Annotated in this window: 19 protein-coding genes and 2 tRNA genes; 11 read left to right on the top strand and 10 right to left on the bottom strand. The window is 62.3% G+C overall.

The features are described 5' to 3' along the window. Positions 1–74: 74 nt before the first annotated feature. The 4 genes from phnE (HELO_RS11115) to phnD all read right to left on the bottom strand — a co-directional run bounded on the left by phnE (HELO_RS11115) (position 75) and on the right by phnD (position 3,550). Positions 75–887: a phosphonate ABC transporter, permease protein PhnE gene (phnE, locus tag HELO_RS11115; RefSeq protein WP_013332764.1), complete on the bottom strand. Its 813-nt coding sequence runs from the start codon at positions 885–887 to the stop codon at positions 75–77. Then, positions 881–1,681, bottom strand: coding sequence for a phosphonate ABC transporter, permease protein PhnE (gene phnE / locus HELO_RS11110; RefSeq protein WP_013332763.1), 801 nt, complete (start codon positions 1,679–1,681; stop codon positions 881–883). The genes phnE (HELO_RS11115) and phnE (HELO_RS11110) overlap by 7 nt, the downstream gene beginning before the upstream one ends. Then, complete coding sequence (gene phnC, locus HELO_RS11105) at positions 1,668–2,477, bottom strand: phosphonate ABC transporter ATP-binding protein (protein ID WP_013332762.1); 810 nt, start codon at positions 2,475–2,477, stop codon at positions 1,668–1,670. Before phnC ends, phnE (HELO_RS11110) begins: the two co-directional genes overlap by 14 nt. A gap of 80 nt (positions 2,478–2,557) precedes the next feature. Further along, entirely contained in the window at positions 2,558–3,550 is a 993-nt protein-coding gene (gene phnD, locus HELO_RS11100) for a phosphate/phosphite/phosphonate ABC transporter substrate-binding protein (protein WP_013332761.1), read from the bottom strand. Between the two features lie 107 nt (positions 3,551–3,657). Here phnD and HELO_RS11095 point away from each other — a divergent pair, with 107 nt between their 5' ends. Next, on the top strand, positions 3,658–4,251 hold the full coding sequence (locus HELO_RS11095; RefSeq protein WP_041602101.1) for a histidine phosphatase family protein: 594 nt from the start codon (positions 3,658–3,660) through the stop codon (positions 4,249–4,251). A 170-nt stretch (positions 4,252–4,421) separates the two neighbouring features. On the opposite strand, the gene glpD is transcribed toward HELO_RS11095, so the two are convergent. Then, entirely contained in the window at positions 4,422–5,939 is a 1,518-nt protein-coding gene (gene glpD / locus HELO_RS11090) for a glycerol-3-phosphate dehydrogenase (protein ID WP_041602555.1), read from the bottom strand. A gap of 198 nt (positions 5,940–6,137) precedes the next feature. Next, on the bottom strand, positions 6,138–6,896 hold the full coding sequence (locus HELO_RS11085) for a DeoR/GlpR family transcriptional regulator (protein ID WP_013332758.1): 759 nt from the start codon (positions 6,894–6,896) through the stop codon (positions 6,138–6,140). Positions 6,897–7,118: 222 nt separating this feature from the next. Between HELO_RS11085 and glpK the strand changes: the two genes are divergently transcribed. The 3 genes from glpK (at position 7,119) to HELO_RS11070 (ending at position 8,921) form a co-directional block, all read left to right on the top strand. Next, positions 7,119–8,627, top strand: a complete 1,509-nt coding sequence (glpK, locus tag HELO_RS11080; RefSeq protein WP_013332757.1) for a glycerol kinase GlpK — start codon at positions 7,119–7,121, stop codon at positions 8,625–8,627. A gap of 107 nt (positions 8,628–8,734) precedes the next feature. Then, positions 8,735–8,811 (top strand) — tRNA-Val (locus HELO_RS11075). 33 nt (positions 8,812–8,844) lie between these two features. Next, a tRNA-Val gene (locus tag HELO_RS11070) sits at positions 8,845–8,921 on the top strand. A gap of 152 nt (positions 8,922–9,073) precedes the next feature. On the opposite strand, the gene HELO_RS11065 is transcribed toward HELO_RS11070, so the two are convergent. From HELO_RS11065 to HELO_RS11050, 4 genes are all read right to left on the bottom strand, one after another. Next, positions 9,074–9,526: a GAF domain-containing protein gene (locus HELO_RS11065; RefSeq protein ID WP_041602100.1), complete on the bottom strand. Its 453-nt coding sequence runs from the start codon at positions 9,524–9,526 to the stop codon at positions 9,074–9,076. Positions 9,527–9,615: 89 nt separating this feature from the next. Next, complete coding sequence (locus HELO_RS11060) at positions 9,616–10,404, bottom strand: MetQ/NlpA family ABC transporter substrate-binding protein (protein WP_013332755.1); 789 nt, start codon at positions 10,402–10,404, stop codon at positions 9,616–9,618. A gap of 117 nt (positions 10,405–10,521) precedes the next feature. Beyond that, the gene (locus tag HELO_RS11055) at positions 10,522–11,175 is read right to left on the bottom strand and encodes a methionine ABC transporter permease (RefSeq protein WP_013332754.1); all 654 of its coding nucleotides are present in this window, start codon (positions 11,173–11,175) and stop codon (positions 10,522–10,524) included. Next, the gene (locus tag HELO_RS11050; protein WP_013332753.1) at positions 11,156–12,214 is read right to left on the bottom strand and encodes a methionine ABC transporter ATP-binding protein; all 1,059 of its coding nucleotides are present in this window, start codon (positions 12,212–12,214) and stop codon (positions 11,156–11,158) included. Before HELO_RS11050 ends, HELO_RS11055 begins: the two co-directional genes overlap by 20 nt. Positions 12,215–12,653: 439 nt before the next feature. Between HELO_RS11050 and HELO_RS11045 the strand changes: the two genes are divergently transcribed. The 7 genes from HELO_RS11045 (at position 12,654) to HELO_RS11015 (ending at position 18,703) form a co-directional block, all read left to right on the top strand. Continuing rightward, positions 12,654–13,283, top strand: a complete 630-nt coding sequence (locus HELO_RS11045; protein WP_013332752.1) for a riboflavin synthase — start codon at positions 12,654–12,656, stop codon at positions 13,281–13,283. A gap of 175 nt (positions 13,284–13,458) precedes the next feature. After that, positions 13,459–14,763 carry an NCS2 family permease gene (locus HELO_RS11040; protein ID WP_013332751.1) on the top strand — a complete coding sequence of 435 codons (1,305 nt, stop codon included), beginning with the start codon at positions 13,459–13,461 and terminating at the stop codon, positions 14,761–14,763. A gap of 22 nt (positions 14,764–14,785) precedes the next feature. After that, the gene (locus HELO_RS11035) at positions 14,786–15,331 is read left to right on the top strand and encodes an adenine phosphoribosyltransferase (RefSeq protein ID WP_013332750.1); all 546 of its coding nucleotides are present in this window, start codon (positions 14,786–14,788) and stop codon (positions 15,329–15,331) included. Positions 15,332–15,338: 7 nt separating this feature from the next. Then, positions 15,339–15,818 (top strand): xanthine phosphoribosyltransferase, encoded by a 480-nt coding sequence (gene gpt / locus HELO_RS11030; protein ID WP_013332749.1) that lies wholly within the window; start codon positions 15,339–15,341, stop codon positions 15,816–15,818. 3 nt (positions 15,819–15,821) lie between these two features. Then, a complete protein-coding gene (gene ung / locus HELO_RS11025; RefSeq protein ID WP_013332748.1) occupies positions 15,822–16,505 on the top strand; it encodes a uracil-DNA glycosylase in 684 nt (227 codons plus the stop codon). A gap of 120 nt (positions 16,506–16,625) precedes the next feature. Continuing rightward, positions 16,626–17,255, top strand: a complete 630-nt coding sequence (gene upp / locus HELO_RS11020) for a uracil phosphoribosyltransferase (protein WP_013332747.1) — start codon at positions 16,626–16,628, stop codon at positions 17,253–17,255. Between the two features lie 359 nt (positions 17,256–17,614). Next, the gene (locus HELO_RS11015; RefSeq protein WP_013332746.1) at positions 17,615–18,703 is read left to right on the top strand and encodes an ABC transporter ATP-binding protein; all 1,089 of its coding nucleotides are present in this window, start codon (positions 17,615–17,617) and stop codon (positions 18,701–18,703) included. Position 18,704 lies beyond the last annotated feature (1 nt).

The raw sequence follows: 18,704 nt of genomic DNA, 5'->3' as shown, positions 1-18,704 counted from the left end.
GGGCCGCCGTGCTGACTGTTGTCGTTATGTGCTGTCGTCGTTCGCTGTCGTTGCCGTCTCTGTGGTTGCCGTTGCTAAAGCACCTTGCGCCGCAGCAGGCTGGTCAATGCCTCACCGAGCAGTACCAGGACGATGATGGCGACGAGAATGGTGGCCACGGTAGGCCAGGCGAAGGTGTCGATGGCGCCCTGGAGGATCACGCCGATACCGCCGGCACCGACCAGGCCCAGCACCGTGGACTCGCGGATGTTGATGTCCCAGCGCAGGATGAGGATGGCGAAGAAGGCCGGCATGACCTGGGGCACCACCGCGTAGACGATGACCTTGGCCTTGGAGGCCCCGGTGGCTTCCATGGCTTCCACCGGGCGGCGGTCGATCTCCTCGATGGCTTCGCCCATCAGCTTGCCGATGAATCCCACCGAGCGAAACATGATGGCGAGGATGCCGGCCAGCACGCCGGGGCCGAAGATGGCCACGAACAGCAAGGCCCAGATGATGGTGTTGACGGAGCGGCTGGCCACCAGGATGAAGCGGCCGAGCCACAGGCAGGCACGATTGGGTGTCGTGTTCTGGGCCGCAATGTAGGAGACCGGCAAGGCGATGAAGACGGTCAGCATGGTGGCCAGGGTCGCGATGTGTACGGTTTCCAGCATGGCCGCGACGATTGCGCCAAGCCGTGTCGGGTCGGGGGGCCACATGCGTGCCCCCAGGCTCGAGATCTGGTTAGGGGCATCCCAGACCCAGGGCCAGAAGATGTCGATGTCATGGACCGCCCAGACCACTGCCATCGTCACGGTCAGGACGACGGCATAGCGGATCAGTCGCTGGCGGCGATCATGGCGGCGCCAAATACGGTCGGCGGGGTGTTCTGCTTGTTCTTCTACCATAGACGTTTCCTCACCCAGCCACTGATGCCTTCACTGACCAGGATCACGGCGATGATGACCAGCAGGATGGCGAAGGCGAAATCGTAGTCGTAGCGCCCGAAGGCATTCATCAAGGTACTGCCGATCCCGCCGGCGCCGACGATGCCGACCACGGCGGAGGCACGCAGATTGCTGTCGAGCTGATACATCGACAGCCCCACCTGGCGTGGCAGGATCTGCGGAAAGACGGCATAGATCAGGGTGGCCAGATAGCCGGCCCCGGCGGCGCGAATGGCTTCCACCTGTCCCCAGTCGATCTCCTCGATTTCCTCGGCGAGCAGCTTGCCGACGAAACCGATGGAGTAGAGCGTCAGGGTCAGAATGCCGGCGAGAGGGCCGAAGCCCACGGCAGCGACGAACAGGATTGCCACGATCACCGGATGGAAGCTGCGCGATACGATGATCACCGCCCGACCCAGCAGGTAGACGGGTAGCGGGGCGATATTGCGTGCCGCCATGATGGCGAAGGGGATCGACAGGGCGACCCCGAGCAGGGTGGCCAGGATGGCGATCTGCAGGCTCTCGACGAAGCCGGTCAACAGCAGGTCGGCACGCGAGAAGTCCGGCGGGAAGCCGCCGCCGAAGATACGCGCGGAACGGGGCAGGCCTTCGGCGATGCGTTGCCAGTTGAACGGCAGGGTGGCGAAGGCCCAGACGAGATAGGTCGCGGTAACGGCCAGGATGCCGTAGCGCAGCAGCGGGTTGGCGATGAACGGTGGCTTGCGCCAGGTATGCGGCGTGTCAGAACGGTTCATGGGGCGCCTCGTGCTTGCGTGTCGTCGCTGGCGGGGCAGGAGGCTCGTCCTGGGCGGCCTCGATGCCGCCATATATGGCGGCGAGAGCGTCGCTGGTGAAATCGGCCGGCCGGCCATCGAAGATCATCTTGCCGTGGCGGAGACCGACGATGCGTTCGGTATAGGTTTTGGCCTGCGAGACGTTGTGAATGTTGATCAGGACCGGCAGCGACAACTCGCTGGCCAGGCTCTGCAGCAGCATCATGATCTGTTCGGAGGTGCGTGGGTCGAGCGAGGCGGTAGGCTCGTCGGCCAGCAGTACCTCGGGCTCCTGCATCAGGGCGCGGACCACGCCGACACGTTGGCGCTCCCCACCGGAGAGCTCGTCGGCTCGCTTGTTGGCGTAGTGAGCAATGTCGACTCTTTCCATGAGCTGGAAGGCCCGTTCGATATCCGCTTGGGGGTAGCGTCGGGTCACGGCCTGGAAGAGGCTTACGTAGCCCAGGCGTCCGGCGAGCACATTCTCCATCACGCTGAGACGATCGATGAGATTGAAGCCCTGGAAGACCATGCCGATGCGGCGCCGGGCGCGCCTGAGTTCGGCGCCCTTCAGGCCGACCAGCTCATGGCCGTTGAGCTTGATCGAGCCGGATGTCGGTTCGACGAGGCGATTGATACAGCGCAGCATGGTGCTCTTGCCGGCACCGGACGCGCCGACGATGGCAACCACGCTGTTGCCTTCAACCGTCAGGTCCAGGCCGGTGAGCACCGGGTCGTCCTGACCGTAGCGTTTGGTCAGCTGGGAAATCTCGAGCATGGCAGTATCCGACCGGGAAGGCGCAAGGAATAGAGGGCGGTTCTGGCGAACCGCCCGTGGTTGTCAACCGAGCAACAGGCTCACTGCAGATTGTCGGGGGTATACTCGACACCGTTGGAAGCCTGAATGGTGCGTATCACCTTCCAGTTGTCCTGATAGTTGATCGGGATGAACTTCTCCACGCCTTCGAATTCTTCGCCGAGTTCGGTGCCCTTGAAATCGAAGCTGAAAAAGGCCTCTTTGATCTTGTCGACGAGATCGGGATGCAGATTGTGGGCGTAGGTATAGGAGGTGGTCGGGAAGCGGTCGGATTCGTAGATGATCTTCACGTCATCAGGGTCGTAGAGGCCCCGGTCGGCCATGCGCTCGACGACTTCCGAAGCCACCGGAGCGGCGTCGTAGTCCTGTGCGACCACGCCGAGCATCGACTGGTCGTGGCTGCCGGAATAGAGAACCTCGTAGTCTTCACCCGGAACGATGCCGAGTTCGGGGAACAGGGCGCGCGGTGCCTGATTGCCGGAGTTGGATGTCGGCGAGGTATGTGCCACGCGCTTGCCCTTGAGATCCGTGATCTCGTCGATGCCCGAGTCGACATGGGTATAGAGCTGCAGGGTATAACCGAACTGCCCGTCGTCGGAGCCCATCAGGGCGAAGGGCACAGCACCCGCCAGATTGACCGCGAAAGGCGTAGGACCAGTGGAGAAGCCGGCAACGTGCAGGCGCCCGCTGCGCATCGCCTCGACCTGGGCCGAGTTGGACTGGACGGCGAAGAAGCGTACGTCGCGTCCAGTCACATCTTCCATGTGATCGATGAAGGGTTGCCAGATGTCCGAATAGATCGCCGGATCCTCGACCGGCGTATAGGCGAATATCAGCGTATCGGGATTGGCCCATTCGGACTCGTCTTCTGGCCGATCGGCGACCAGATCGCCATCTCTGTCGCAGTAGATGGCATCCAGGTCACCCCGGGGGCAGTCTTCCTGTGCCATGGCGGGGCCGGTAGCCAGCAGGAAGGGCAGCAGGGCGGACGCAGCCAGTACAGGCCTGGCCGCAGGAGAGGGGATGCGTCGCATGGCGTACCTCGACGTTTGTTGTTATAAAAAAGGCACTTTTTTCGAAAATTGACATGAATGTGTTTTTTCGAAAGCCTCTTTTGCAATCTAGGGTTTGTTTCAGATTGATGTCAAACACTTTACCGTTGGACTTGCCGAACCGCCGCAATCGCTACCTGGTGATGCGCCATGGTCACAGCGAAGCCAATCGGCAGGGGCGCATCATCAGCTCCCCGGTACAGGGCATTGCCTCGTTCGGCTTATCGGCCCGGGGGCGCGCAGAGGTAAGCGAGGTCCTGTCGGCCTGGCGCTGGCCGCGGCCGACACGAATCGTGCACTCCGATTTTCTGCGCACGACCCAGACGGCGATGCGCGTGGCGGAACACTTCGGCATTGCCACGAGCGTGGATGCCGGTTTGCGCGAACGGGAGTTCGGCGAGCTCGAAGGCGGTGAAGATGCCCGCTACGCAGACGTCTGGGCCTGGGATGCCGTCGATGCGGGCCATGAACGATTCGGCGTCGAGCCCGTCGATGCGGTTGCCGAACGCATGATTGCGGTCCTGCAAGGTCTGGAGGAAGGTTACGAGGGTGAGGTGGTGTTGCTGGTGAGCCATGGCGACCCGTTGCAGATCCTGCTGAGCGCCCTGGCTGGTGTCGATCTTCGCCACCACCGCGACCGACCGCCGTTGCAGCCTGCCGAGGTGGTGGTGTTGTCCGAGTGATCATCATGGCATGGCAACACGCCGTACCTAGGCGCTGCCTGAAAAGTCGACGAGCGATGACCAGGCAAGGCAAAAATTGTCGAAAGTCCGGAGTTTACGAGCAGTAAATGAGGCTCTTGAGACAATTTTTAACGCGGTATGGTCGAGTGCAGGCACTTTGCGGACAGTACCTACGAGACATTGCACCAGGCGACGGCGGGTCGACTGCGAGACAAGTATTCCGCCACACGTCGTTGTTGATCGGCCGTCAGCCGCAACCCCAGCTTGGTACGTCGCCACAGGATGTCTTCGGCGCTGCATGCCCATTCATGGTCCACCAGGTAGTCGACTTCGGCGGCAGTCAGGCCGGCACCGAATGACTCGCCGAGGTCTTCGGCACGACGCGCTCCGTTCAGGAATGCCAGGCACAGGGTGCCGTAGCTGCGTGCGAAGCGCTGTGCTCGGGCCGTGCCGAGGAAGGGGAAATCGGCCTCGAGGCGTGCGGTGAAGCTTTCCTGATCGTCGATGTCGCCTCCGGGTAGCGGGGAGTCGGCCGTCCAGCAGGCCCCCATTCCGGGCAGGTGGGGAGAGAGGGCATCGAGAGCGGCTTCGGCGAGCTTGCGATAGGTGGTGATCTTGCCGCCGAACACCGACAGCAATGGCGCGCCGCTGGTGTCGTCCAGGTCCAGCGTATAGTCGCGGGTCATGGCGGAGGGATCCGCCGATTCGTCGTCGCACAGCGGGCGTACGCCGGAGAAGGTGCGCAGGACGTCCTGGCGTGTCAGGGGGGTGGTGAAGTGGTCGTTGACGACATCGAGCAGATAGTCGATCTCTTCCTCGCTGGCCTCGACTTGTGACGGATCGCCTCGGTAGCGGCGGTCGGTGGTGCCGATCAGGCTGAACTCTTCCTCGTAGGGCAGGACGAAGACGATGCGCTGGTCGGTGTTCTGCAGGATGAAGGCCCGTTCGTCGTTGTTGCGACGCGGCACGATCAAATGGCTGCCCTGGATCATGCGCACACCGTAGCGTGAAGTGCGCCCCGCTTGACCACGCACCACGCCATCGACCCAGGGCCCGGCCGCATTGACCAGCGTCCGGGCGCGGCGGGTGAAGCGTCGGCCGCTGTCGCCGTCTTCCAGTTCTATTTCCCAGTGATCGCCATGATCGTGAGCTGCCACACAGCGTGTTCTGACCATGATGTCGGCGCCATGCTGCCTGGCGTGCATGGCGTTGAGTACCACCAGCCGGGCGTCATCGACCCAGCAGTCCGAGTATTCGAAGCCGCGACGGATGTCCGGTTTCAGACCCAGTGATGACGACAGGCGGATGCCTCGCGAGCCGGAGAGTCGCTGGCGCTTGCCGAGATGATCGTAGAGGAACAGGCCGGCCCGCAGCATCCAGGCAGGCCGCAGGTGCGCGCGATGCGGCAGTATGAAGCGCAGGGGGCGGATGATGTGCGGCGCTTTGGCGAGCAGTACCTCGCGTTCGCGCAGAGCTTCCCTGACGAGTCGGAATTCGTGGTGTTCCAGGTAGCGCAGGCCGCCATGGATCAGCTTGCTGCTGGCCGAGGAAGTGGCGCTGGCCAGGTCGGCCTGTTCGCATAGCGCGACCGAGAGGCCGCGGCCGCTGGCATCGGCCGCGATACCGGTGCCGTTGATGCCGCCGCCGATCACGAAAAGATCCAGGGTATCGTCCATGGAAGTGCCCATCGCGCAAGCTCCGACCGGCGAGTCGCCGGGTTCATAGGTGAACATGATGTGTTTGAAAACGAAAATATAGCAATCGAATTCGAACATCAAGCCGACCCGCTCATGCAAGCGGGCGCGACGAAGGGCTGGGTGAGATGTCGTTGAGCGATGCAGCGAGGGAGGGCGGCGCCGGTGGCACAAGCGCCACGGATCGAGGGATCAGGCCAGGTAGAGTGTCACGTCGTGCTGCTTCAACAGCCGCTTGATGCTCTCCGGGGGCTCGCGATCGGTGAACAGAGCGTTGAGCTGGGAAAGGTTGCCCTGACGGACCACGGGATTGCGCTGGAACTTGGAATGATCGGCGGCCAGGAAGACCTGCCGGGAATTGTGGATGATCGCCTGGGCGACGCGCACTTCCTGGTAATCGAACTCGAGCAACGAGCCGTCCTCGTCGATGCCGCTGATACCGATGATGCCGAAGTCGACCTTGAACTGGTTGATGAAGTCGATGGTGGCTTCGCCGATGATGCCGCCATCCCGGGAGCGAATCTGGCCGCCGGCGATGATGACGTTGAAGTCCTCCTTGTGCTGCAGGATGGCAGCGACATTGAGGTTGTTGGTGATGACTTCCAGGCCGTGGTGATGCAGGAGTGCCTCGGCAATGACTTCGTTGCTGGTGCCGATGTTGATGAACAGCGAAGAATGGTCGGGAATCTGTCGGGCGAGCAGGGCGGCGATGCGCTGCTTGGCTTCGAGATTCAGGGTCTTGCGGGTCGAGTAGGCGGTATTGACGGTGCTCGACTCGAGCCCGGCGCCGCCGTGCACGCGGCGAATGCGACCCTCGCCCGAGAGCTGGTTGAGGTCCCGGCGTATGGTCTGTGGCGTGACGGCAAAGTGCTCGGTGAGCTGCTCGATGCTGGCATAGCCCTGACGTCCTACCAGTTCGAGAATACTGGCCTGGCGTTGTTGTTGATTCATGGCGACTCCTTGATGTCGACGATTCTACTGTATCGATGGCGGCGATGCAGCGAGTCGCCGGTATGCGCCGAAGGTCGTAGAGGTGACGGGCTTTCTTCAATTGAGTGGCCCGGATCACTGGAGTAGGCTTTATGATCGTAAACGAACATTGCCGTTGCAAAACGAAATTGGCCGACCTGGAAGCGCGGAAGGGTGCGCTTCTCACAACGACAGGACGCTTTCATGGCTTCTCATCTGCTCGCCATCGATCAGGGCACTACCAGCTCCCGCGCCATTCTCTTCGATCGCGAGGGGCATGTCGTCACTACCGCCCAGCGTGAGTTCCCGCAGCAATTTCCCGAGGATGGCTGGGTCGAGCACGACCCCGAGGCGCTCTGGGAGACGGTGGTCGATACCTGCCGGGAGGCCATCGAAAACGCGAGCATCGGTATCGACGACATCCTCGGCATCGGCATCACCAACCAGCGGGAGACCACTCTGGTATGGGATCGTGCCACCGGCAAGCCCTTGTACAATGCCATCGTCTGGCAGGACAGGCGCACCGCCGAAACGTGTGAGCAACTCCGCGAGGCGGGACATACCGAGGTGGTGCAGTCGCGTACCGGTTTGTTGATCGATCCCTACTTCTCGGCCACCAAGCTGGCCTGGATCCTGGATAACGTGGCCGGCGCCCGGGAGCGCGCCGAGCGAGGCGAGCTGGCCTTCGGCACCGTCGATACCTTTCTCATCTGGCGCTTGACCGGTGGGCGCGTGCACGCCACGGATGCCACCAATGCGTCGCGCACCGCCTTGTTCAACATTCATGAGCAGAGCTGGGATCCATCGCTGCTCGAACTCTTTGGCATTCCCGAGAGCCTGTTGCCGGAGGTCAAGGATTCCAGCGACGATTTCGGCCAGACCGATGCCGAATGGCTGGGGGGAGAGCTGCCCATCGCGGGAGTCGCGGGCGATCAGCAGGCGGCGCTGGTCGGGCAGGCCTGTTTTGCCCCCGGCATGGGCAAGAGTACCTATGGCACCGGATGCTTCATGATCGTCAATACCGGCCATGAGGCGGGGGTGTCGCGCAACCGACTGCTGACGACGGTCGGGTATCGGCTGAATGGTGTGACGACCTACGCCATGGAAGGCAGTATCTTCGTCGCCGGGGCCACCGTGCAGTGGCTGAGGGACGGCTTGCAGCTGTTCGCCGATGCCGCCGAGACCGAGGCCCTGGCACGCAAGACGCGCCGTGGGCACAGCGTCTATCTGGTGCCGGCCTTCACCGGGCTTGGGGCGCCGTATTGGGATCCCAAGGCACGCGGCGCCATCTTCGGCCTGACCCGCGATACCGGTATTGCCGAGATCGTTGCCGCCGGCCTGCAGGCAGTCTGCTACCAGACTCGGGACCTGCAGATGTGCATCAATGACGACATGACGGCCGCTCCCGGTACCCTGAGAGTCGATGGGGGCATGGTGGCCAACAACTGGGTGATGCAGTTTCTGGCCGACATGCTCGGCGTCCGGGTCGATCGTCCCACGGTGCTGGAGACCACGGCCCTGGGAGCCGCCTATCTGGCGGGGCTGCGGCTCGGTTGGTATCGAGACCTCGAGGAGATCGCCGGCCTGTGGCGCTGCGAGCGCAGTTTCGAGCCGGAAATGCCCGAGGAGGAACGGAGCCGGCTCTACGACGGCTGGCTGGAAGCGGTGGACAGGGTGCGCTCGGCGCCCGCGGAGCATGACTCAAGTCACTGATCCCCGGGACCTTGCCGGTGTCGGTTCGTGGCGATCAGGGGTTGCATTTCGGCTCGGGATGCGTAGAATACGCATCCGTTGTCGAGGCGAACATCGCCGAGGGACGTAGGACCATAGCTCAGTTGGTTAGAGCGCCACGTTGACATCGTGGAGGTCGGCGGTTCAAATCCGCCTGGTCCTACCAAGAAGATTTTCGGCTTCTCGACGCGTACATTTCAGGACCATAGCTCAGTTGGTTAGAGCGCCACGTTGACATCGTGGAGGTCGGCGGTTCAAATCCGCCTGGTCCTACCAGATCCCCGAAAGCCCCGTGACGTTACTGTCACGGGGCTTTTTCGTGTGCATCCGCTCCTTGCGCCAGCGGTACGAGCGGGAGGAGCGCCCCGGGTCTGGAGCGCTCCTCCGGGCTTTTATTGCAGTGGAAACCAGGGCGATCGGCGTGAGGGTCAGAACGTCGTGCGTGCGATGAACACTTCGACCAGCGCTTCGATGCCGGCTTGGTCGGCTTCGGAAAAACGGCCGGGTACGGGGCTGTCGAGATCCAGCACGCCCCACAGGTGTCCGTCGACGACGATAGGCACGACCAGTTCGGCCTGGGAGGCGCTGTCGCAGGCGATGTGGTCGGCGATGGCGTGGACGTCCTCGATGCGCTGGGTCTGACGGCTTCGCGCCGCCGCACCGCAGACCCCCTTGTCGAAGGGGATGGGGTGGCAGGCCGGCTTGCCCTGGAAGGGGCCCAGATGGAGCATGTCGGGCTGGCGCTGAAGGTAGAAGCCAGCCCAGTTGAGGTCTGGAACTTCCTGCATGAGCAAGGCGCAGGTCTGGGCGCTGTTGGTCAGCCAGTCGGGGGTGTCCAGCAGGGCGTCCAGCTGTCGGGCGAGAAGTGGGTAATCGGTCATGAGCTCTCTTCCAACGCGAGGGGCCGGCACAGCGGCCGGCCCCGAGATGCTTGATGCTGAGGGTGGTCTTAAGGCGTCTTCGCTTTCCCTTACTTCCAGCCGGGTACTGCCTGGGCGCCGAACAGCTCCCTGGCCTTGGCTTCCACTTCGTCGCTCTGGTAGGCGTCGACCAGCTGCTGGATGCTTTCCTTGTCTTCGTCACCGGCACGCACGGCGATGATGTTGACGTAGGGCGACTCGGCGCCTTCCTTGAGCAGGGCGTCGTCCAGGGTCAGGCCGGCCGGCTGGGCGAAGGTGTTGTTGATGAAGGCCATGTCGACGTCGGGCAGCACGCGGGGCAGCTGGGCGGCCTCGATCTCGCGGAACTTGAAGTCATGCGGATTCTCGACCACATCCAGCGGCGTGGCTTCGAGGTTTTCCGGGTCGTCCAGCGTGATCAGCCCTTCATTGTGCAGCAGGATCAGGGAGCGGCCTTCGTTGGACGGGTCATTGGGCAGGGCGATGGTCGCTCCGTCCGGCAGTTCCTCGATGCTGTCGTACTTCTCCGAGTAGGCGCCGATCGGGTAGACGAAGGTGCGCCCGGCGATGGCGAAGTCGTAGCCGCGGTCCTCGACCATCGACTGCATGTAGGGCTCATGCTGATAGGCGTTGGCGTCCAGGCTGCCGTCGGCCAGGGCGGCATTGGGGGTCACATAGTCGGTGAATTCGGTGATCTCGACATTCAGGCCGTACTCGCGCTCGGCAATGTCTGCCGCCACTTGCATCACTTCGGTTTCCGGGCCGGCGACGGTGCCGATCTTGAGGGTCTGCTCGTCGGCATTGGCTTGGCCGAAGGCCAGGACGGAGGCGGCAAGGCCGCCGATCAGGATGTTGCGCATGTGATGTCTCCCTTGCATGTAGGACGTCAGATCGTTACCAATGTTATTGGAATAACCAGGCTATGTGTAATTCTTTCTGGTTATCAAGACCTTCTGATTATCAAGACCCGAGGGGCATCATTTGTGATCGCTCTTGCGCACCAGGTAGTCGCCAAGGCTCTGAAAGCCCTGGACCATGATCACCAGTATCGCCACGGTGATCAGCATGATGGTGGGGTTGAAGCGATTGTAGCCATAGCGAATGCCCAGGTCGCCCAGGCCGCCGCCGCCCACTGCGCCGGCCATGGCAGAGTAGCTGACCAGAGTGACGATCGTCACGGTCAGTGCGGTGAAGATGCCGCCGCGGGCTTCGGGCAGCAGCATCTTGGTGATGATCTGCCAGGGTGTGGCGCCCATGGACTGGGCGGCTTCGACGAGTCCGGGGGATATCTCGTTCAGCGCGCCCTCCACCAGTCGGGCGATGAAGGGGATGGCGGCGATGGTCAGCGGCACGGCGGCCGCGTTGGTACCGATCGATGAGCCGACCAGGGCGCGAGTGAACGGAATGATGGCCACCATCAGGATGATGAAAGGAATCGAGCGGCCGATATTGGTGACGATACCCAGTACGCTGTTGAGCACGGGCTGGGCGAGTATCTGGCGCGGTCGAGTGACGTAGAGCATCACCCCGAGCGGAATGCCGAGTGCCGCGGCGATCAGCCCGGACACTGCCACCATGTAGAGGGTGTCCAGGGTGGCGTCGAGAATCAGGTTAATCATCGCGCTGGACATGGCCGAGCACCTCCACCTGTAGGTCGTGGTTTTGCAGATAGTCGAGGGCGCGTCGCGTGTCGTGCGCATCGCCCATCAGTTCGGCAATCATCAATCCCAGCGTGCGATCCTGGATCGACTCCACCTTGGCCTGAAGGATGCTGACATCGACGCCGCACTCCCGGGCCAGGCGCGAGATCAGCGGTGTCGAGACGGCATCGCCGGAGAACGCCAGTCGCACGACCGGGTGGCTGTTTTCGCCTGGTGTTTCCTCGAGACGTTCGATGAGCGCAGCGGGTGGCTCGAGCTCGAGGAAGTCGTTGAGAAAATCGCGCCCCAGTTGGGTGGACGGTGAGGTGAAGAAGTCGCCGACATCGGCTTCTTCCACCAGTTCGCCTCCGGAAATCAGGCTGACCCGGTGACAGATCGACTTGACCACTTCCATCTCATGGGTGATCAGCAGGATCGTCAGGCCCAGCTTCTGGTTGATGTCGCGCAGCAGCTCGAGAATGGCGCCCGTGGTATGCGGATCCAGCGCCGAGGTCGCCTCGTCGCAGAGCAGGACCCGCGGGCGGCTGGCCAGGGCGCGGGCGATGGCTACGCGCTGTTTCTGGCCGCCGGAGAGTTGCGCGGGATATTGGTGTGCCTTGTCGTCCAGGCCGACCAGCTCGAGCAATGGCGTGATCCGTTCGCGAATGTCGCCGCGTTTCATGCCCATGAGTTCCAGGGGCAGGGCGATGTTGTCGTATACGGTGCGCGAGGTCAGCAGGTTGAAGTGCTGGAAGATCATGCCGATGCGGTGGCGCGCCTGGTTGAGTGCCTCGCCGGACAGTCCGGTGAGTTCCTGGTCGTCGACGCTGACCGTGCCGGTGGTGGGGCGCTCGAGGAGGTTGACGCAGCGGATCAGGGTCGACTTGCCGGCGCCGGACAGGCCGATCACGCCATGGATCTGTCCCTGGGGTACATGCAGGTCTACCGCCTTGAGGGCTTCGACGGCCCGGGCATTGCGGCGTTTGCTCGTGGGGAAATACGTCTTTGAAACGTTCTGCAGTCGGATCATCTGGGCCACCGGAGGTGGCGCCGCTGGGTCGCGGAGCGGGCGGGCAGGTTCGGATGGCCAAAAAAAGGCCACCCTGACGGGTGGCCATCAACGCTGGACACACCCTTTTAGCTGCATTTCACAACGCGCCGGCAGTGCCGCCGCATCGTCGGCGCCCGCAATCCGGGTACAAATCGGCGCCTACGAAATGTAGCGCGAAATCCTAGGTGTCATACGGGTGTTTGTCAAACGTTTTGGGCGAGTCTGGCAGCGGCAAGGCCTTGATATAGCAAAAAAGACTGCAGAACAGAAATGGGTAGTAATATTTATGGCTTCAGGGGCTCTGGATGGCATCGCATGGAGCAGTAGCGAGGGAGATGACGTGGACGCCGGCAGGGCGGTTTTCATAGACTGGTCACTTTCCGCCTTTCGGCATTGGCTCAAGTAGTGGGGGTTCGTCATGTTCACGGGTATCGTCCAGGGGACCGCCGAAGTGGTGGCCATCGAGGAGGCAGAGGACTTTCGCACCCATGTGCTGCGCCTGCCGGAAGCGTTGCGGCAGGGGCTTGTCATCGGAGCCTCGGTGGCACATAACGGCGCCTGCCTGACGGTGACCTCCATCGACGGGGAGCGTGTCGGTTTCGATCTGATGCGCGAGACGTTGAGGCTGACCAATCTGGGCGATCTTGAGCTCGGGGATCGCGTCAACATCGAGCGCGCGGCGCGTTTCGGCGACGAGATCGGCGGTCATGCCATGTCGGGTCATGTCATGGGGATGGCCGAGCTGGTGGAGATCGAGGAAGCCCCCAATAATCGGCGGCTCTGGTTTGCGCCGCCCGAGCGGCTCGGACGCTTCCTGTTCGACAAGGGCTACATCGGCGTGGACGGGGCCAGCCTGACCATTGGCGAGGTACGGGATGGCGGCGCCGGGCATGGGGTACGCTTCTGCGTCGACCTGATTCCCGAGACGCTGGCGCGCACCGTGCTGGGCGAGCGTGGGGTGGGGGATCGCGTCAATATCGAGATCGATCCCCAGACCCAGGCGATCGTCGAGACGGTCGAGCGGGTTCTGGCCGATCGGGATCGCTGAGTCGTTCTGGTTGCGTTGGTGGCCGGAGTGGCGCTTCGCACCGGAAGCCGCTTATATGACAAGTCATGTGCCGTGCCGGCGGGCGGCGTCTCGCATCCTGGGACGCCATCCGCTACCATGTGCGGCTTTTCTCGCACCCCGGACGCACGACGTGCCCGCGTGAAGGACGCATCCCATGTTGAAACGCCTGATCGATAACCATTTCAAGCTTGCCGAACATGGTACCGATGTAAAGACCGAGGTGATCGCCGGCATCACCACCTTTCTGACCATGGCCTATATCATCTTCGTCAATCCGAGCATCCTCTCGGAGTCGGGGATGGATTATGGCGCGGTATTCGTGGCGACCTGCGTGGCTTCGGCCATCGGGTGTCTGATCATGGGGTTGTGGGCCAACTATCCGATCGCCCTGGCGCCGGGGATGGGGCTCAATGCCTTTTTCACCTATGGCGTGGTGATGGGTATGGGCTACAGCTGGGAGGCGGCCCTGGGGGCGGTGTTCCTGTCCGGTTTCACCTTCTTTCTGCTCAGCGTCTTTCGCATCCGCGAGTGGATCATCAATTCGATTCCCATGTCGCTGCGGCTGGGCATCGCCGCCGGTATCGGCCTGTTCCTGGCGATGATCGCCTTGCAGAACGCCGGCATCGTGGTGGCCAACGACGCCACCTATGTGGCACTTGGCGACCTGACCGAGCCTTCGGCTCTCTATGCGCTGCTCGGCTTTTTCGTGATCACGGCGCTGGCGCACCTGCGGGTGACCGGGGCGGTGATGATCGGCATTCTCGGCGTGACCATCCTGGCCATCCTGCTGGGCCACAATGAGTTCGGCGGCGTGATGTCCATGCCGCCCTCCATCGCTCCCACCCTGATGCAAATGGATATCGCCGGTGCGCTGGACGTGGCGATGCTCAGCGTGGTCTTCGCCTTCTTGTTCGTCGACCTGTTCGATACCTCCGGTACCCTGGTCGGGGTGGCGCACCGTGGAGGGCTGCTCGACGAGAATGGCAAACTGCCGCGCATCGGCCGCGCCATGATGGCCGACAGTGGTGCCTCCATGGCGGGCGCGGCGCTCGGGACTTCCACCACGACCAGCTATATCGAATCCACGGCTGGTATCGCCTCGGGCGGACGTACCGGCCTTACCGCTGTGGTGGTGGGCGCACTCTTTCTGATCAGCCTGTTCTTCTCGCCGCTGGCCGGTTCGATTCCTGCCTATGCGACGGCCGGGGCGCTGCTTTACGTGGCGGTGCTGATGGCCGGCAGCCTGGCCCACGCCGACTGGGAAGACGCCACCGAGGCGGCGCCGGTACTGATCGCCGCGCTGGCCATGCCGTTGACCTTCTCGATTGCCGAGGGTATCGCGCTTGGCTTCATCAGCTATGCGGCCATCAAGGCGCTTTCAGGCCGCTTCAGGGACCTGAATCCGGCCGTGGTGGTGCTGGCGCTGATCTTCGCCGCCAAGTTCCTGTTCCTCGACTGACACTTACCGACTGAGATTCGTGATGAGCATCTACGGCGACTACATCAAGTCCGTGATCCGTACCGTTCCCGACTGGCCCCAGCCGGGGGTCAACTTTCGCGATATCACGCCGCTGCTGCAGAACAGCGCGGCGTTTCGCAAGCTGATCGACAGCTTCGTCCACCGCTACCAGGAGATGGATCTCGATGCCATCGCCGCCATCGATGCTCGAGGCTTCATCGTCGGGGCGCCGCTGGCCTATGAGCTGGGCTGCAGTTTCGTTCCTGTACGCAAGAAGGGTAAGCTGCCGTTCAAGACCATCAGCGAGACCTATACGCTGGAATACGGCGAAGCCGAGGTGGAGCTGCATTCCGATGCCTTCCGCGAAGGGGATCGTATCCTGGTGGTGGACGACCTGATCGCCACCGGCGGCACCATGCTGGCCGCGGCCAAGCTGATCACCCGTAGCGGAGGTCTGGTGGTCGAGACGTCGACGATCGTCGACCTGCCGGATCTTGGCGGTGCCCAGCGCATCCGCGATGCCGGTTACGGCGTCTTCGCGGTCTGTTCCTTTACCGAGGACGAGTGAACCGGTCATGAGTACTCATCGTTATCACCAGCATTTCACCGTTTCCTGGGATCAGCTGCACCGGGATGTGCGTGAGCTCTGCCATCAGCTCGTCGAGCGCGACTTCAAGGGCATCATCGCCATCACTCGGGGCGGGTTGATTCCGGCGGCTCTGATCGCACGTGAGCTCAATGTGCGCTTGATCGACACGGTCTGCATCAAGAGCTATGACCACATGGAGCAGGGCGGCCTGGAGGTCATGAAGGGCGTCGAGCACGACGGGGATGGCTGGTTGCTCGTCGATGACCTGGTCGATACCGGAAAGACGGCGCGGCGGGTGCGCGAAATGCTGCCCAAGGCGCACTTCGTGACGGTATACGCCAAGCCCGAGGGGCGGCCGCTGGTGGACCAGTACCTGACCGAGGTCGCCCAGGATTGCTGGATTCAGTTTCCTTGGGACATGGGCGTGGCCTATGTCGAACCCCTGGCGGATCAGATCAAGCGGTGAGTCATGAGTATTCCGCTGCCCGATAGCTGGCAACAATGGTTGGGTGCCGAGTTCGAGGCACCCTACATGCAGGCATTGCGAGACTTTCTGGCCGGCGAGAAAGCGGCCAGAAAGGTCATCTATCCGCATTCGTCGAACTGGTTTCGCGCCTTCGAGCTGACGCCGCTGGAAGAGGTGCGGGTGGTCATCCTCGGTCAGGATCCCTATCACGGCCCGAATCAGGCGCATGGCCTGTGCTTTTCGGTGCGGCCCGGCGTGCAGGTGCCGCCTTCGCTGGTCAATATCTACAAGGAACTGGCAGCCGATGTCGGGTTTCAGCCGGTCAATCACGGCTTTCTGGAAAGCTGGGCGCGCCAGGGGGTTCTGCTGCTGAACACTTCGTTGACGGTGGAGCAGGGCAATGCCGGCTCCCATCGGGGGCGAGGCTGGGAGACCTTTACCGACCGGGCCATCGCCACGGTCAACGAGCATGCTGGCCCCACGGTATTTCTGCTCTGGGGCAGTCACGCCCGCAAGAAGAAGGCCCTGGTGGACACCAGCCGGCACCTGGTGCTCGAGTCGCCTCATCCTTCGCCGTTGTCGGCCCATCGCGGCTTCTTCGGCAACCGGCATTTTTCGCGGGCCAACGCCTTTCTGGCCGAGCAGGGGCGTACGCCTATCGATTGGCAATTGCCCCAACAACCCTGAGCCAGCACTCCTCCAACTTAACCTCAACGCGGGATACGGGTAGAATGGCGCGCAATTTGCGCATGCCCCATGCGACAAAGGCCGCCATCGATCCCATCGTCGCCGAAGAGGTTTCCTCCCATGAGTGTTCACGCCATTCAACATCCCCTTGTCCAGCACAAGCTGGGGCTGATGCGCGAAGCTGGCATCAGTACCAAGAGCTTCCGTGAGCTGGCCGGCGAGGTGGCCAAGCTGCTCACCTACGAGGCGACCCAGGATCTCGAGCTGGAATCGCAGGATATCCCGGGCTGGAGCGGTGAGCCGATCGCCGTCAATCAGCTCAAGGGCAAGAAGGTCACCATCGTGCCGATCCTGCGTGCCGGTCTCGGCATGCTGGACGGCGTGACCGATCTGATTCCCAGCGCCAGGGTCAGCGTGGTGGGGCTCTATCGCGATGAGGAAACGCTGCAGCCGGTACCGTACTTCTCGAAGTTCGCCGGTGACATGGACGAGCGCATGGCCATCGTCATCGATCCGATGCTGGCCACCGGCGGTTCCATGGTCGCGACCCTGGACATGCTGCGTGACCGGGGCTGCAAGCACATGAAGGTGATCGTGCTGGTGGCGGCACCGGAAGGCATCGAACGCGTGCAGCGCGATTATCCCGATATCGAAATCTACACTGCCTCGGTGGACGACCATCTCGACGAGAACGGCTACATCGTGCCGGGACTGGGGGATGCGGGCGACAAGATTTTCGGCACGCGCTGATGACGCGGTGCTGACAGGACTTTTTGCCGGGAAAGCCCGCTTCATTCCGCTGGGCTTCGAAGGGAGTGCTAAAGAGGCCGTTCTGAACGGCCTCTTTTTTTGTGTTCGAATTCGAAAAAATGGACCGCATAGTGGATCGGCTTGCCTGGCAGTGTGCGGCGCTTTTATGTGTAGACAAAAGTCTTAATATTAAAAAAATAATTTGTAAAACAGTATATTAGATGAGTTTTTCGGTGTTTTTCAGCCACTGGAAAGCTGTTTTCGCGAAACTACATTTGTGTCCGAAATCGAATCTCGGCTAACGTGGCGGTACACGCCTGCCAAGCGTGATCGCATAACAAAGAACAGCCGAGATCCGTATGTCATTGATCCTAGAAAGCATCGATCGGGTGGTCGGTGGCGAGACGCATATCGCCGACATGAACCTGACCCTCGAACCCGGATCGTTCAACGTCCTGCTGGGCCGGACACTGGCCGGCAAGACCTCGCTGATGCGGCTGATGGCAGGACTCGATACGCCGACCCGCGGTCGAATCCTGATGGATGGCCGGGATGTGACCGGCCGCTCCGTGCGCCATCGCAATGTGTCGATGGTCTATCAGCAGTTCATCAACTACCCAAGCCTGACCGTCTACGACAACATCGCCTCGCCGCTGAAGCTGGCCAAGGTCGGGCGCGCCGAGATCGATCGCCGGGTGCGCAGCATCGCCGAGATGCTGCATATCGAACACCTGCTGGATCGTCAGCCACTGGAACTTTCCGGTGGTCAGCAGCAGCGCACCGCCATGGGCCGGGCCCTGGTGAAGGACGCCGATGTCGTGCTTTTCGACGAGCCGCTGGTCAATCTCGATTACAAGCTGCGCGAATCCTTGCGGGATGAGTTGCGCAGCCTGTTCAGCGAACGCAACTGCATCGCCGTCTATGCCACCACCGAGCCTGCCGAGGCACTGGCGCTGGGCGGTAATACCGCCGTGCTGCACGAAGGGCGCCTGCTCCAGTATGGCCGTACCGAGGAGGTCTATCACCGCCCCCGGGATATCCTGAGCGCCGAAATGTTCTCCGAGCCGCCCATCAACATCATCGACGGTGCCATCGATGGTACCTCGGTGTTCTTCGGCGATGGCAACGCCTTCCCGGCCACCGCCGGCTTCGAGGAGTTGGCCGCCGGTAACTATCGGTTCGGTATTCGGGCATCCCACCTGTCCCTCGAACGCCAGTCCGAGCATGACATCGCCATGCAGATGATCGTCGACCTGGCGGAGATCAGTGGGTCCGAAACCTTTCTGCACGTGCGCAATGATCGACTTTCCATGACGGCGCACCTGACCGGCGTGCATCGCTTCGAGGTCGACGACCCGGTGACGCTCTACTTCCCCGCCCATCGTGCCTATGCCTTCGATGCACGGGGTGACGTGAAACACATACCGGCGCACCTGGGAGGCGTTTGAC

The sequence above is a fragment of the Halomonas elongata DSM 2581 genome, from assembly GCF_000196875.2.
GTDB classification, from domain to species: Bacteria; Pseudomonadota; Gammaproteobacteria; order Pseudomonadales; family Halomonadaceae; genus Halomonas; species Halomonas elongata.
The sequence above is the reverse complement of the archived record's forward strand: the minus strand, read 5'-3'. Positions and strand labels throughout refer to the sequence as shown.

What these genes read in the sequence shown, in the direction of transcription:
- phnE (WP_013332764.1), bottom strand. Translation starts at nt 887, where the DNA reads ATGGTAGAAGAACAAGCAGAACACCCCGCCGACCGTATTTGGCGCCGC.
- phnE (WP_013332763.1), bottom strand. Translation starts at nt 1,681, where the DNA reads ATGAACCGTTCTGACACGCCGCATACCTGGCGCAAGCCACCGTTCATC.
- phnC (WP_013332762.1), bottom strand. Translation starts at nt 2,477, where the DNA reads ATGCTCGAGATTTCCCAGCTGACCAAACGCTACGGTCAGGACGACCCG.
- phnD (WP_013332761.1), bottom strand. Translation starts at nt 3,550, where the DNA reads ATGCGACGCATCCCCTCTCCTGCGGCCAGGCCTGTACTGGCTGCGTCC.
- HELO_RS11095 (WP_041602101.1), top strand. Translation starts at nt 3,658, where the DNA reads ATGTCAAACACTTTACCGTTGGACTTGCCGAACCGCCGCAATCGCTAC.
- glpD (WP_041602555.1), bottom strand. Translation starts at nt 5,939, where the DNA reads ATGGGCACTTCCATGGACGATACCCTGGATCTTTTCGTGATCGGCGGC.
- HELO_RS11085 (WP_013332758.1), bottom strand. Translation starts at nt 6,896, where the DNA reads ATGAATCAACAACAACGCCAGGCCAGTATTCTCGAACTGGTAGGACGT.
- glpK (WP_013332757.1), top strand. Translation starts at nt 7,119, where the DNA reads ATGGCTTCTCATCTGCTCGCCATCGATCAGGGCACTACCAGCTCCCGC.
- HELO_RS11065 (WP_041602100.1), bottom strand. Translation starts at nt 9,526, where the DNA reads ATGACCGATTACCCACTTCTCGCCCGACAGCTGGACGCCCTGCTGGAC.
- HELO_RS11060 (WP_013332755.1), bottom strand. Translation starts at nt 10,404, where the DNA reads ATGCGCAACATCCTGATCGGCGGCCTTGCCGCCTCCGTCCTGGCCTTC.
- HELO_RS11055 (WP_013332754.1), bottom strand. Translation starts at nt 11,175, where the DNA reads ATGTCCAGCGCGATGATTAACCTGATTCTCGACGCCACCCTGGACACC.
- HELO_RS11050 (WP_013332753.1), bottom strand. Translation starts at nt 12,214, where the DNA reads ATGATCCGACTGCAGAACGTTTCAAAGACGTATTTCCCCACGAGCAAA.
- HELO_RS11045 (WP_013332752.1), top strand. Translation starts at nt 12,654, where the DNA reads ATGTTCACGGGTATCGTCCAGGGGACCGCCGAAGTGGTGGCCATCGAG.
- HELO_RS11040 (WP_013332751.1), top strand. Translation starts at nt 13,459, where the DNA reads ATGTTGAAACGCCTGATCGATAACCATTTCAAGCTTGCCGAACATGGT.
- HELO_RS11035 (WP_013332750.1), top strand. Translation starts at nt 14,786, where the DNA reads ATGAGCATCTACGGCGACTACATCAAGTCCGTGATCCGTACCGTTCCC.
- gpt (WP_013332749.1), top strand. Translation starts at nt 15,339, where the DNA reads ATGAGTACTCATCGTTATCACCAGCATTTCACCGTTTCCTGGGATCAG.
- ung (WP_013332748.1), top strand. Translation starts at nt 15,822, where the DNA reads ATGAGTATTCCGCTGCCCGATAGCTGGCAACAATGGTTGGGTGCCGAG.
- upp (WP_013332747.1), top strand. Translation starts at nt 16,626, where the DNA reads ATGAGTGTTCACGCCATTCAACATCCCCTTGTCCAGCACAAGCTGGGG.
- HELO_RS11015 (WP_013332746.1), top strand. Translation starts at nt 17,615, where the DNA reads ATGTCATTGATCCTAGAAAGCATCGATCGGGTGGTCGGTGGCGAGACG.